At 72.7% G+C, this 13,653-nt stretch carries 8 protein-coding genes, 1 pseudogene and 2 riboswitches; of the genes and pseudogenes, 4 read left to right on the top strand and 5 right to left on the bottom strand.

Annotated elements, in window-relative coordinates:
• The first annotated feature begins 13 nt into the window (after positions 1–13).
• The gene (locus tag MOV08_RS38165; RefSeq protein WP_275310691.1) at positions 14–478 is read left to right on the top strand and encodes a GNAT family N-acetyltransferase; all 465 of its coding nucleotides are present in this window, start codon (positions 14–16) and stop codon (positions 476–478) included.
• A gap of 60 nt (positions 479–538) precedes the next feature.
• Here the strand turns inward: MOV08_RS38165 and metE are convergent, their stop codons facing one another.
• On the bottom strand, positions 539–2,857 hold the full coding sequence (gene metE, locus MOV08_RS38160) for a 5-methyltetrahydropteroyltriglutamate--homocysteine S-methyltransferase (RefSeq protein WP_275310690.1): 2,319 nt from the start codon (positions 2,855–2,857) through the stop codon (positions 539–541).
• A 166-nt stretch (positions 2,858–3,023) separates the two neighbouring features.
• Positions 3,024–3,250: riboswitch (cobalamin riboswitch) on the bottom strand.
• A 538-nt stretch (positions 3,251–3,788) separates the two neighbouring features.
• Here metE and MOV08_RS38155 point away from each other — a divergent pair.
• Positions 3,789–4,196, top strand: coding sequence for an Lsr2 family protein (locus MOV08_RS38155; RefSeq protein WP_039638755.1), 408 nt, complete (start codon positions 3,789–3,791; stop codon positions 4,194–4,196).
• 65 nt (positions 4,197–4,261) lie between these two features.
• Here MOV08_RS38155 and thiI read toward each other — a convergent pair whose 3' ends face one another.
• A complete protein-coding gene (thiI, locus tag MOV08_RS38150; protein WP_078876061.1) occupies positions 4,262–5,596 on the bottom strand; it encodes a tRNA uracil 4-sulfurtransferase ThiI in 1,335 nt (444 codons plus the stop codon).
• Positions 5,597–5,750: 154 nt separating this feature from the next.
• Positions 5,751–5,969: riboswitch (cobalamin riboswitch) on the bottom strand.
• Between the two features lie 291 nt (positions 5,970–6,260).
• Between thiI and MOV08_RS38145 the strand changes: the two genes are divergently transcribed.
• Positions 6,261–8,132: a transketolase gene (locus tag MOV08_RS38145; protein WP_275310689.1), complete on the top strand. Its 1,872-nt coding sequence runs from the start codon at positions 6,261–6,263 to the stop codon at positions 8,130–8,132.
• Positions 8,133–8,235: 103 nt separating this feature from the next.
• Positions 8,236–11,211, top strand: coding sequence for an AfsR/SARP family transcriptional regulator (locus MOV08_RS38140; protein WP_275310688.1), 2,976 nt, complete (start codon positions 8,236–8,238; stop codon positions 11,209–11,211).
• A gap of 51 nt (positions 11,212–11,262) precedes the next feature.
• On the opposite strand, the pseudogene MOV08_RS38135 reads toward MOV08_RS38140, so the two are convergent.
• The 3 genes and pseudogenes from MOV08_RS38135 to MOV08_RS38125 form a co-directional block, all read right to left on the bottom strand.
• Positions 11,263–11,638: pseudogene (locus MOV08_RS38135) on the bottom strand (type 2 periplasmic-binding domain-containing protein); the annotation flags it as partial.
• A 30-nt stretch (positions 11,639–11,668) separates the two neighbouring features.
• Positions 11,669–12,466, bottom strand: coding sequence for a heme ABC transporter ATP-binding protein (locus MOV08_RS38130; RefSeq protein WP_275312015.1), 798 nt, complete (start codon positions 12,464–12,466; stop codon positions 11,669–11,671).
• Between the two features lie 85 nt (positions 12,467–12,551).
• Positions 12,552–13,652, bottom strand: a complete 1,101-nt coding sequence (locus tag MOV08_RS38125) for a FecCD family ABC transporter permease (RefSeq protein WP_275310687.1) — start codon at positions 13,650–13,652, stop codon at positions 12,552–12,554.
• Between the last annotated feature and the right edge of the window lies 1 nt (position 13,653).

Here is a 13,653-nt window from a genome sequence, read left to right as displayed (position 1 = left end):
GTAGGTTCCCGCCGTGCGTGATGACACGGAAACGAAGATCCGCCTCGCGGCGACGGCGGACGCGGCGGCGATCGCCCACATCCACCTGGCCTCCCGCGCGGCGGCGATGCCGTACCTGCCGCCGCAGAAGCGGGGGCACGAGCAGGTGACCCGGTGGTTCGAGGAGGTCGTCCTCACGACGTGCCGGGTGTGGGTGGCGGTGCGGGGGACGGAGGTCCTCGGCTACGCCGCCCTCGAAGGCGACCTGCTCGAACACCTCTATCTGCGGCCCGAGCTGCGCCGCCAGGGCATCGGCACCCTGCTGCTCGACGAGGTCAGACGGCACAGTCCGGACGGGCTGTCACTGCACGTCTTCCAGCAGAACGCCGAGGCCCGCGCGTTCTACGCACGCCATGGCTTCCATGTGCTCGACACCAACGACGGCGACCGGAACATGGAGAACCTGCCCGACATGACCCTGCGCTGGCCCGGGCGGTGACCAGGTGCCGAGGGCGGGGAGGGGCGCACGACGCCCCTCCCCGACCCACCGGTCCCGGTGTCAGGAGGTCGGCAGCTCCGCACGGACCGTGCGGGCCGCGGCCACCAGGCTCTCCAGGGAGGCCCGCACCTCGGGCCAGTCACGGGTCTTGAGCCCGCAGTCGGGGTTGACCCACAGGCGTTCGGCGGGGATGGCCCGCAGGCCGGTGCGCAGCAGGTCCGCCGCCTCCGCCGGGCTCGGCACGCGCGGGGAGTGGATGTCGTACACGCCGGGTCCGGCCTCGCGCGGGTAGCCGTGGGCGGCCAGCTCCCGAGCGACCTGCATGTGGGACCGGGTGGCCTCCAGGCTGATCACGTCCGCGTCGAGGTCGTCGATGGCCTGCACGATGTCGCCGAACTCGGCATAGCACATGTGGGTGTGGATCTGGGTGTCCGGGCGCACCCCGCTGGTGGACAGGCGGAAGGCGTCGGTGGCCCATGCCAGGTACGCGGGGTGGTCGGCGGCGCGCAGCGGCAGCGTCTCGCGGAGCGCGGGCTCGTCCACCTGGATCACCGATGTGCCGGCCGCCTCCAGGTCGGCGACCTCGTCGCGCAGCGCCAGGGCGACCTGGCGCGCGGTCTGCGCAAGTGGCTGGTCGTCGCGGACGAAGGACCAGGCGAGCATGGTGACGGGACCGGTGAGCATGCCCTTGACGGGGCGTTCGGTCAGTGACTGGGCGTAGGTCGTCCAACGGACCGTCATGGGCTCGGGACGGGAGATGTCACCGGCCAGCACCGGCGGGCGGACGTAGCGGGTGCCGTAGGACTGCACCCAGCCGTGTCGGGTGGCGAGATAGCCGGTGAGCTGCTCGGCGAAGTATTGGACCATGTCGTTGCGTTCGGGCTCGCCGTGCACCAGGACGTCCAGCCCGGCCTGCTCCTGGAAGGAGACGACCTCCTGGATCTCGGCCCTGATCCGCTCCTCGTAACCGGCGGTGTCGATCCGGCCGGCCCGCAGGTCCGCGCGGGCGGCGCGCAGTTCGTCGGTCTGGGGGAAGGACCCGATGGTGGTGGTCGGCAGCAGCGGCAGGCCGAGATGGGTGCGCTGGGCGACGGTCCGCTGTCCGTATGCCTGGGAGCGCCGGACGTCGGCCTCGGTGACGGCCGCGGCGCGGGCCCGCACGGCCGGGTCGTGGGTGAGGACCGAGTTGGCCCGGGAGGCCAGGTCGGCGCGGTTCGCGGCGAGTTCGGCGGCGATGGTGTCGGTGCCCTGCGACAGGCCGCGGGCCAGGGTCGCCAGTTCCGTGGTCTTCTGCCTGGCGAAGGCCAGCCAGCGGGCGATCTGCGGGTCGATGTCCCGTTCCAGGGCGGCGTCCAGCGGCACGTGCAGCAGCGAGCAGGACGCCGCCACATCGACCCGGTCGGCGAGGCCGAGCAGGGTGCCGAGGGTGGCCAGCGACTTCTCCAGGTCGTTGATCCAGATGTTGCGGCCGTTGACCACGCCCGCCACCAGGCGCTTGCCCGGCAGTCCCCCGACGGCCGCCAGCGCGTCGAGGTTGGCCGCGGCCGCGTCGGTGAAGTCGAGCGCCAGTCCGTCCACCGGAGCCTTGGCCAGTACGGGCAGGGCGTCTCCGAGCCGGTCGAAGTACGACGCGACCAGCAGCTTCGGGCGGTCGGTGCGGGTGCCCAGTTCGCGGTAGGCGCGTGCGGCGGCGTTCAGGTCGGCCGGGGTGCGGTCCTGCACCAGGGCGGGCTCGTCGAGCTGCACCCACTCCGCGCCCGCCGCCCGCAGGTCGGCGAGGACTTGCGCGTAGACCGGCAGCAGCCGGTCGAGGAGGGTCAGCGGCTCGAAGTCGGCGGCCACGCCGGGGGCGGGCTTCGACAGCAGGAGGTAGGTGACCGGGCCGACCAGCACCGGCCGGGCCGTCAGCCCGAGCGCGCGGGCCTCCTTGAGCTCGGCCACCTGCTTTGCGGAGTCGGCGGTGAAGACGGTGTCCGGTCCCAACTCCGGTACGAGATAGTGGTAGTTGGTGTCGAACCACTTGGTCATCTCCAGCGGCGCCACGTCCTGCGTGCCGCGCGCCATCGCGAAGTAGCCGTCGAGGGCGTCGGCCGCGACGGCGGCGCGGTGGCGGTCCGGGACGGCACCGACCATGACGCTGGTGTCCAGCACATGGTCGTAGTACGAGAAGTCACCGGTGGGCACCTCGTGGATGCCGGCGTCGGCCAGTTGCTGCCAGTGGGCACGACGCAGGGTGCGGGCGGTCTCCGTCAGGGCGTCGGCGGTGACCTTGCCCTTCCAATAGCCCTCGACGGCCTTCTTCAGTTCCCGGTGCCGGCCCTGGCGGGGGTAGCCGTACACGGTGGCCCGTGCTGCCGCGGCTGCGGGCTTCGCTGTCACGGAACTCTCCTTCGCGAAATGGTCTCCTGAAACGTCCCGGTGGGGGAACGAGGAGTGCGAAGGGATGACGAACCGGGCGGATCCACGGTGCGCTCGCGACGCACGGGTCCGCCTGATGTGTACGCCGACCCGCCCTCGAGGTCACCGGGATGTCCGTCCACGCATCGGCGTGCACGGGCAACGGGCAGGTCTTCGGACTCGCGGGCGCGCCTGCCGGAGTCTTCCGGCGGGCACCTACTGGCCGTCGCTTCCCGGATCCGCGGCCCGGATCCAGTGCGTATGACGGCGGTCGTTCCCACTCACCGCTGCGGGGCAGTCCCGGATTCCCACCGGGTTCCCTCTTGCGACGCTCCCGCCTGGCGGACGGGGCGAACCTGTTGCCCGGCCAGCGTAGAGCGCCTTCCCCCTGGCGGTCACCCCTGTTCAGATGCCGGACTATGAGATGAGACACAGGTGGCACAGGGTTTGGCCGCGTCGGGGCGCGGCGCGGCCCCGGGGCGCCGGTCCGCACTCGTCGCCGCACGCCCGCCCTCGCCGGCGCCCCTTTCCCCTCCCCACGCCCTCCGGTCCCGAAGTACTTCGCTATCGACGGGGACGGCGCCGCCGCGGACGCGGGTGGAGAATCCAAGAATTCGAAGGACGCGGCAGCAGAGGTGAAAGGCACGCCCCACAGCGTGCCAATTCGGCGCGGAAAGGGGCTGGTCACAGAGGAGCCGGGTGGTTTTGCAGAGCAGTTCGCCGACGGGTGCGGGCGGCGACTCGCGGGAGTGGAAGTTTCCGGTGAATGCCTGGGATGTCGGCGATGACCAGCCGACTTGCGCATCCGTTCGCGAGCGGAGACCGGCATAATCTATCCCCCGATGCCGATTGGCTTCAACTCGCCTATTTCCACTAAAGTTTGGGGTGCACCACACAGGAAAGGGGCGCCAAAATGGCCGTCAAGGAAACCATCCAGGTTGATGAGTCGCAGAAGGATGAGCCGGGTGTTCAGGAGGTAATCACCCCTGTTCCGGTCGGCAACCAGATTGTCAAGAAGGCGACTTACTGGCAGTCGATTCTCCAGGACGACCTCAATCCCGAGGTGACGGACGGCGTCACGCCGATCCGGTTCGCCGTCCCCGCGATGGTCGACGAGGAATACGAGACCGAGGAGTTGAACGAGGACGGCACCAAGAAGATCGCGATCCGTCAGGTTCTCGATCTCAAGTGGTACGAGGCCGACCTCGGCGCCGAGAACGTCGCCAAGCTCCAGGAAGCGGTCAAGTCCTTCGTGGCCGTCGCCCGCGCCTCCGAGGCTCCCGCGTCGAAGCCGGCACGCAAGAAGCGCGCGGCCAAGTAGCGGCCAAGTAAGGGAGCGACGCCCCCTCCGACGAGGGGGCGTTCACGTCCGTACGACCGGGCGCCCTACGGCGCCTGCGCGGCCCCTGCCGGCGCACCGCACACGGCCGGGCCGGGGCGGTCCGGGGCGGGGTCCTCGTCCGGGCTGCCCGCGTCGGTGGTCGTCTCCTCGTCGGTCTCCCCCGGGTGCATGATCTGGACGTCGCGCAGCAGCCCGTCCATCAGGTCGTCCAGGTCGAGGCGCTTCTCCACCGACCGCAGGTCGGCCAGGCCGGCCCGGAGGGTGACCCGGGGTGGTGCGAGGAGCTTGCAGCAGTCCTCGTCGGGCAGTACGGAGATCTGTTCGGTGCCGATGGACCGGGCTTCGTCGATGATCTCCTGCTTCTCCCAGCCGATCAGCGGGCGCAGCACCGGCAGGGTGGCGGCCTCGTCGACGGCGGCCAGGTTCGCCAGGGTCTGACTGGCCACCTGTCCCAGGCTGTCACCGGTCACCAGGGCCTCCGCCGCGATGCGGCCCGCCAACGCGGAGGCCACGCGGACCATGAGCCGTCGTTGTGCGACGACTTGGAGCCTGCCGGCCCCCGCGATCGCCAACTGCTTCTGTGCCTGGCCGAGGGCGATGACGTGCAGCCGTCCGGCGGGCTGGTAGCGGTTGAGTTCCCTGGCCAGGGCGTACGCCTTGTACATGGAGGCGGCGTTCGTATAGGGAGCGCCGGTGAAGTGGACGAAATCGCAGCGCAGTCCACGGCGCATGGCCCGATAGGCCGCCACCGGTGAGTCGTACCCGCCGGACAGCAGCACCAGCGCGCGTCCGCTGGAGCCGACCGGCAGTCCGCCCGGCCCCTGATGGCGGACCCAGGAGACATAGCTTTCCTTGTGGTCGATCTCGATGGAGATCCGCACGTCGGGGTGGGAGAGGTTCACCGGCACCGGCCCGAGGGCTTCCCGGACGCGGGCCCCGAGGAAGCGCTCGAACTGCGACGAGGTCATCTCGAAGCTCTTGTTCCGGCGCTTGACCCGCACGGCGAAGGTGACGCCGGGCCGCTCGGCGCGGACGCCGGCCAGCGCCTCCACGGCTGCCTCGGTGATGTCCGTCACGGACGTGGGGACGCGCACGGCGGGCTCCACCGAGTTGAACCCGATCACCCGGCGGGCGCGGTCGACCAGGACGTCCTGGGGGACGTCGCCGCCGAGCACGGTGACGTGCTGACCGGACTTGATCCAGGTCGAGCCGCCGACTCCGCGCAGGGCGCGGCGGAGGTTGTCGTGCAGCCGCTCGGTGAACCGGTGCCGGTTGCGGCCCTTGAGGACGATCTCGCCGTGCTTGAGCAGGACGCAGTGCCCGCTCGGGCGTGGCCCTGCGGGGGACGGGATGGCGGCAGTGCTCGGTTCGCCGGGCACGAAACTCTCCTTCGCGAGTCGTCGTGAGGACCGGCGCCGGGCCGTGAACGGCAGGCGGGCCGGCCCCTCGTGCCCGGGGCACGGTGGGGTGGAGGCGCACCACTCGCTCAGCGGTCCCGCTGCCGGGTCGCCGTGGACGCGTGCGCGGTGATCGCACCCCGCACGGGCAGTGGCAGGTCTTCGGACTCGTGGGCACGCCCCGAAGAACGGGACTCCTCCTGGCCGTCGCTTCCCAGGCCACAGGCGTGCCCCGTGCGTCATGACGGCGGTCGTTCCCACTCACCGCTGCGAGGCGGTCCCGGACTTGCACCGGGTTCCCTCTCGCGACACCTCGCCTGGCGGGCGAGGTGAACCAGCTGCGCGTACAGGGTAGACAAGGCGGGGCTCGGGCCGTGAATCGAGGCGGGGAAAGGCCGTCGCACCGGCCGCCGCCGGCACGCCGCCGCCGGCCGCCCCCGACCACCGCGTTCGAACACATCGCCCAGGACCGTCTTCCTGCCCGATCACCGGCCGGCGCGGCGGTTAGGGTCTGTCCGACGGGTCAGGGTCGCCCCGGCCACGGCCCATCGGACAGACCCTGACCTGCCCCGGACGGTGAGCGGCCACCCCGAACCGGCGGCCGCTCACCCTGCGCCCACCGGCCGTCCACGAAAGGCCCCCCACCATGACCGCAGCGCAGACCACCACGCTCGGACCCGACAGCGACCTGTCCCAGATCTTCGAACTCGCGCAGCAGCTGCGCGTGGACTCGGTGCGCGCCAGCACCGCGGCCGGCTCCGGGCACCCCACGTCCAGCCTGTCCGCGGCCGACCTGATGGCCGTCCTGATGACCCGCCACCTGCGCTACGACTGGGACGCGCCCGACAACCCCGCGGGCGACCACCTGGTCTTCTCCAAGGGCCATGCCTCTCCCCTGCTCTATGCGATGTTCAAGGCGGCCGGTGTGGTCAGCGACGACACGCTGATGACGACCTACCGCCGCTTCGGCCACCGTCTGCAGGGCCACCCCACGCCCGTGCTGCCCTGGGTGGACGTGGCCACCGGTTCGCTGGGCCAGGGCATCGGCTACGGCGTCGGCATCGCGCTGGCGGGCCGGGAACTGGACAAGCAGCCCTACCGGGTGTGGGTGCTGTGCGGGGACAGCGAGATGGCCGAGGGGTCCGTCTGGGAGGCCCTCGACAAGGCCGGCCACTACCGGCTGGCCAACTTCACCGCCGTCATCGACGTCAACCGCCTCGGCCAGTGCGGCCCCACCGAGCTGGAGTGGGACACCGGCACCTATGCCCGCCGCATCGAGGCGTTCGGTTGTCGCGCGATCGTCATCGACGGGCACGACCTGCAGGCGATCGACCAGGCCCTGACCACCGCCGCCGACGGCCAGGCCCCCACCGTCATCGTCGCCAGGACCGTCAAGGGCCGCGGCGTGGCGGAGGTCGCCGACAAGGAGGGCTGGCACGGCAAGGCGCTGCCCGAGGACATGGCCGACCGCGCCGTCGCCGAACTGGGCGGCGTCCGCAACCTGCACGTGCGCGGTCCCCGGCCGCCCGCGGTGACGCCCGCGCCCATCCCGGCCGCCGGCCCCATCGAGCTGCCGCGCTTCGCGGTCGGCGACAAGGTCGCCACCCGCGTCGCCTTCGGTCACGCCCTGGCCGCCCTCGGCGCCCGCCCGGACGTCGTCGCGCTGGACGCCGAGGTCGGCAACTCCACTCACGCCCAGGACTTCGAGAAGGCCCATCCCGAGCGGTACTTCCAGACCTACATCGCCGAGCAGCAGATGATCGCCGACGCCGTCGGCATGGCCGTGCGCGGGTACCGCCCCTACGCCACCACCTTCGCCGCGTTCCTCACCCGCGCCCACGACTTCATCCGCATGGCCGCCGTCTCCCAGATCACCATGGCGCTGTGCGGAACCCACAGCGGCGTCGAGATCGGCGCCGACGGCCCCTCGCAGATGGGTCTGGAAGACCTCGCCATGATGCGCGCCGTCCATGGTTCCACGGTGCTCTACCCCAGCGACGCCACCTCCGCCGCCGCCCTGACCGCCGCCATGGCCGAGCTCGACGGCATCTCCTACCTGCGCACCACCCGCGGCTCCTACCCCGTCCTCTACGACGGCGACGAGACCTTCCCGGTGGGCGGCTCCAAGACGCTGCGCCACAGCCCGCACGACCGGGTCACCCTGATCGGCGCCGGCGTCACCCTCCACGAGTGCCTGGCCGCCGCCGAGCACCTCGCCGCCGACGACGTCCCGGCCCGCGTCATCGACCTGTACTCCCTCAAGCCCGTCGACGCCGCTGCCCTCGCCCGGGCCGCCCAGGAGACCGGCGCCCTCGTCGTCGTCGAGGACCACCACCCCGAAGGCGGCATCGGAGAAGCCGTCCTGTCGGCGCTCGCCGCCACCGGCAGCCATCCCGCCTTCAGCCACCTCGCCGTCACCGGCCTGCCGGGCTCCGGCACCACCGACGAACTCCTCGACGCCGCCGGCATCTCCCATCCCCACATCGCCCGGGCGGCCCGCGCCCTGCTCGGTCCGTAGCCCGGCGCGGCGCCGGAGCGGGAACGTTCACCTCGCCCACACGTCGTGCAGCCTCGTCGAAGCGCGCTGAAGGGCTGGTCAGCAGCGACCTATACTCCCCTGCGTGTCTTCGACGGGTGGGGTGTCCACGGGTGTGCGGCAGCTTCGACTGGCTCTTCTCGGACCGCTTCAGGGCTGGCGTGGTGGCATACCGCTGGAGCTCGGTCCGGTGCGCGAACAGGCGCTGCTCGCCGCGCTGCTGCTGCGGCCGGGGGTGACGGCCAGCCGTCAGCAACTCCTCGACGGTGTCTGGGGCACGGAGCAGCCGGGCACCGGCGCGAAGGTGATTCCGGTCTATGTGCACCGGCTGCGCCGATGCCTGGACGGTCCCGGGAACGGCCCCGCGGAGTCCGTGATCGTCACCGACCGCGGGGGCTATCGCTTCGTCCCGCGGGACGTGTGGGTGGACGCGGCGCGCATGGAGGAGTTCGCAGCCGAGGCGAGCTCGGCGCGGGGCTGCGGCGACCTGGACACCGCGGTGGATGCCTGGTCCAAGGCCCTGGAGCTGTTCCGGGGTGAGCCGTTGGCCGGGATTCCCGGGCCGTTCGCGCAGGGGGAACGGCTCCGGTTGACGGAGTACCGGCTCGCCCTGCTCCAGGACAAGCTCGGTTGCGAGCTGCGGCTGGGCCGGCACGCGGCGGCCGTCGGCGAACTGTTCGCGCTGACCGAGGCGCACCCATACCACGAGGCACTGGCCGCCCTGCTGATCCGTGCCCTCTACGTCGGCAATCGGCAGGCCGATGCCCTGGACGTCTACGCCAAGGTGCGCCGTCGCCTGGTGCGGGACCAGGGGGCGGAGCCGGGACCCGAACTGCGGCAGACGCACGAGGCGGTGCTGCGCCGCGATGACGCGCTGCTGTTCGGCACGGCCGTCCGGCAGCAGTCCCGGCCGGCGCCGGCGCGGCCGCCGGCCGGGCGCCGGAACCGTCCCGAGCGCCCGGTGCGCAACGAACTGCCGGTCGGCGTCGGCAACTTCACCGGCCGGGACCGGGAGCTCGCGCTCCTCGGCGCGTCGGCCGCGGACCCGGACGGTGTGACGGTCCGCGCGGTGGACGGCATGGCCGGCGTCGGCAAGACCGCGCTGGTGGTGCACGCGGCGCGGACGGTGCGCCAGCGGTATCCGGACGGCGCTCTGTTCGTCGATCTGCACGGGTACCGCGAGGATCGCGGGGCACCGGGTCCACAGCGGGTGCTGCGCCGGCTGTTGCGGGCGGTCGGCGCCGACGAGGGGGAGGATTCCGAGGACCTGGACGAGCTGGCCGCGTCCTGGCGGACGGCGACCGCCGCGCTGCGGCTGCTGCTGGTCCTCGACGACGCCGCCGGCGCCGAGCAGGTGCGTCCGCTGTTGCCCGCCGGGCCGGGCAGCATGCTGCTGGTGACCAGTCGTCAGCGGCTGACCGGCCTGGACGTGGACCGCAGGATCTCGCTGGCCCCGCTCGACCTCGACGACGCGGTGGGCCTGCTCAGCCGCATCGTGGGCGGCTCGGGCTCCGCCCACGAGCACGGCGCGATCCGCCGGCTCGCCGGCCTGTGCGATCAGCTGCCGCTGGCCCTGCGCATCGCCGGTGCGCGGCTGCAGAACCGCCCGTTGTGGGCGTGGGAGTCGCTGGCCGCCCGGCTGGCGGACGACGAGCGCCGGCTCGGTGAGCTCTCGGTAGAGGACCGCAGCGTGGAGGCCGCGTTCCAGCTCTCCTACGACCAGTTGCCGGCCGTCGAGCAGCGCGCGTTCCGCGCCCTGGGGCTCTCCCCCACCGTGGAACTCGACGCGTTGACGCTGGCCGCCATGCTCGACTGGACACGGCCGGACGCCGAACGCGTCCTGGGGAGCCTGGTCGATGCGAGCCTCGTGCAGCAGGTGGCGGCCGACCGCTATCGGTTGCACGACCTGGTCGCGGTCTACGCCCGGCGCGTCGCGGCCGGGTTTCCCGGGGAGGTCGCGGCGGTCCGGGACGGGGTGTTCCGGTTGTATGTGTCCGCCGCCCGCCGTTCCAGCGACTGGGGGCCCTCGGCCTTCCCGACCGGTCCGGCTCCGGGGACCGCCCCGTTCGCCGACTGGGAGGAGGCGACGAACTGGCTGGACGCGGTGGGCGGCGAGCTGGTCGACGTGGTCGGGCACGCGGTGGACGTGGGCAAGCTGGACGAGGCGTGCTGGATCACCGAGGGCCTGTTCGACTACCTCACCCGGCAGGGTCGGTTCCACGAGTGCCGCACCGCCCTGGAGACGGTGCTGCCCCTGGTCCCGGCGGTCACCGACCGGCGGATGGTCTCCGAACTGCGCACCTGTATGGGGATGATGTATGGCCTACAGGGGCGTTACGAGCAGGCCCACCCCTTGTTGACCGAGGCCCTGGAGATCAGCCGTCGCGCCGGCGACCTGTTGGAACAGGCCAGGGCCCTGGGCAACCTCGGGACGTTCGCCAATCTGCAGGGCCGGGTCGCGGAGTCCATGGAGTTCTTCGCCGAAGTCGCCGGGATCGTCGGGAAGTTGGACGACGAATGGCTCACGGCCGTGGTCACGGCCACCGTCGGCGACATGCACCATCAGCTCGGCGAGCACGAGCGGGCGTACGAGTGCTACACGGAGGCGATCGTCCTCGCCGAGCGGGTCGACAGTCCCCGACTGCTCGGCAAGACGCTGCTCCGCCTGGGGTGTCTGCAACTCGACCGCGGCCGGCCCCTGGACGCCGCGGGCACGCTGCACAGGGCCGCGGACCTGGCCATCCGCCTGGCGGACGTGCCCCTCTATGCGACCGTCCTCGGCAGACTGGGCACCGCCGCGGCCTGTCTGGGCAACGTGGCGCAGGCGGCCGAGTTCGGCAGCCGGGCGCGCGGGGTGCTGAGCGGGCGGACCGGCGGCACATCCGAGATGGTCCGCACGCGAATGGTCTGGAACAACGTCGCGGCGGAGGACCTCGCCGGATCGCGGGAGTTCTTCGAGCGGTCCGTGGCCCTCCCCGACGCCGCCCCCAACCGCGCGCGGATCTCCCACTTCCTGGACGACATCCGCCGCCAACGACAGTGGGACGGAACCGACTTCTAGTTTCGACTTCTCATTTCGGCTTCTCGTTTCGGCCCGGTCGGTCGCACGGTGCTACGGCAGTGCGTCGGTGTCCAGGGCGGCTGCCCGCAGCGCCTCGGCGACCAGGAGCACGGCGTCCCGCGGCTGCCCGGGCAGTCTGGCCAGCAGCAGGCGCCGCTGTTCCTGGGCGCCGCCGCGCACGGGCCGGATGGCCACGCCCTCGGGCACCGCGTCCGTCAGGGCGACCGGCACGGTGGTCAGGCCGCAGCCGGCCGCGACGAGGTGCAGCTTGGCCAGCCAGTCACGGGCGGTGTGGGCGATGTCCGGCCGTTCGTCCAGGCCGGGCCAAGGGGTGGGCGGCGGGCAGCGCCAGGCACAGGCCGCGCTCGGTGAGCGTCCGGGTCACCAGGGACGCCGGCCGTGCGCTCGGCGGCGATCTGCCGGGAGACCGCCGACTGCGTGTACCCGAGCGCGGCGGTCAGCGCGGGCGTACGGGAACGACCAGGGGCGTGCCGGTGCCGGGGTGGGCGACCACCTCGATCGGCTGTCGGTAGATCCGGGACAGCAGGTCCGCCTCGAAGACCTCGGCCGGCGGGCCCTGGGCGGCGATCCGCCCGCCGTGCAGCACGGCGGCCCGGTCCGCGTACGCCGAGGCCAGCCCCAGGTCGTGGAGGACCACGACGACCGCGTCCCCGGCCGCCGCCCGCTGCCGGCAGATCCTGAGCACCAGCTCCTGGTGGCGCAGGTCCAGGGCGGCGGTCGGTTCGTCGAGGAGCAGCAGCGGGGCGCGCTGGGCCAGTACCCGGGCGAGTGCCACTCGCGCGCGCTCCCCGCCCGACAGGGCCGAGAAGGGGCGTGCGGAGAACGGCGTCACCTCGGTGGCCGCCATCGCCGCCGCCACCGCGGACCCGTCCTCGTCCTCGGCGGGCGTGCCGGCCCAGGGTGCCCGACCCATCCGTACGACCTCGGCGACGGTGAAGGGGAAGGAGAGGGCGGCGGACTGCGGAAGGACGGCGCGGCGCAGCGCCAGTTCGGGGGCGGACCACGCGTCGGCCGGGCGGCCGTCGATGCGTACCTCGCCGTCGGCCGCGGGCAGGTCGGCGGCGAGCGCGGCCAACAGGGTGGACTTCCCTGCGCCGTTGGGCCCGACCAGGGCCAACACCTCGCCCGCGGTGGCCGCGAGGTGCACCCCGTCCAGCACGGCCCGCCCGCCCAGGCGCACGGTCAGCGCGCGGGCGTCGGCGTACCGGCTGCCGGGCTCGGGCCGGGCGGGGATCCGCCGGGGCGTCCGGGTGAGCAGTTTGCCGATCACGGCTGGTCTCCTTGAGCGAGCGGGACGGTGCGGGGCGCGACAGTGGGCGTCATGCCCAACCCCCTTGCCTGCGGCGCGTCCGGCGCAGCAACCAGAAGAAGAACGGGCTGCCGAAGAGCGCGGTGAGCACCCCCAGCGGAAGCTCGGCGGGCGCCACCGCCGTACGGGCCGCGAGATCGGCGACCACCAGCACCAGGGCGCCGGCCAGCGCGCTGCCCGGGATCAGGAAGCGGTGCCCGGGGCCCGCGGCCATCCGCAGCAGGTGCGGGACGAGCAGCCCGACGAAAGTGATGATCCCGGCCACCGCCACCGCCGCGGCGGTCAGCAGCGCCACCACCAGGATCAGCACGATCCGCAGCCGTTCGACGTCCACCCCCAGATGGCGGGCGGACCGTTCGCCGAGTGCCAGCAGGTCCAACTTGCGGGCGTACAGCGGCGCCACGGCCAGCCCGGCCAGCGCGCACGGCAGCACCGCGAGCACCTTCGGCCAGGTGGCCTGGGAGAGCGAACCGAGCTGCCAGAACGTGATCTGGCTGATCTGGGCGTTGTCGGCGAGGAAGACGAACAGGCCGATCAGCGCGCCGGCGAAGGCGTTCACCGCGATTCCGGTGAGGATCAGGGTGACGACCTCGCTGCGTCCGCCGGAGCGGGAGAGCAGATAGACCAGGCCGACGGTCGACAGTCCGGCCGCGAACGCGCAGACCGTCACCGTCCAGTTGCCCAGGAACGTCAGGCCCAGCGCGATCGCCCCGACGGCGCCGACCGCCGCGCCCGCCGAGATGCCGATGACGCCGGGTTCGGCGAGCGGGTTGCCGAAGACGCCCTGCATCAGCGCGCCGGCGCAGCCCAGCGAGGCCCCGACGAGCAGCGCCAGCACCACCCGCGGCAGCCGGACGTTCCACAGCACGCTCTCGCCGACCCGGTCCAGTGCCGCACCGCCGAGGTGGAGCCGGTGCAGCACCGATCCGGCGACCTCGCCGACCGGGATGCCGTACGCGCCGGTCCCGGCGGAGAGCAGCGCGGCCGACAGCAGCGCCGCGGCCAGCCCGAGGACGAGGAGGAAGGGCGCGCGGCGGCGGGCGGGGCGCGACGGCGGCGCGGGGTCCGGCTCGGTGGCGGGTTCCGCACTGGTGGGGCTCAGGGTCGCCATG

This window comes from Streptomyces yunnanensis (assembly GCF_029011865.1).
GTDB lineage: Bacteria > Actinomycetota > Actinomycetes > Streptomycetales > Streptomycetaceae > Streptomyces > Streptomyces yunnanensis.
Note: the sequence above shows the minus strand (reverse complement) of the source record. Positions and strands in the feature narration are given on the sequence as shown.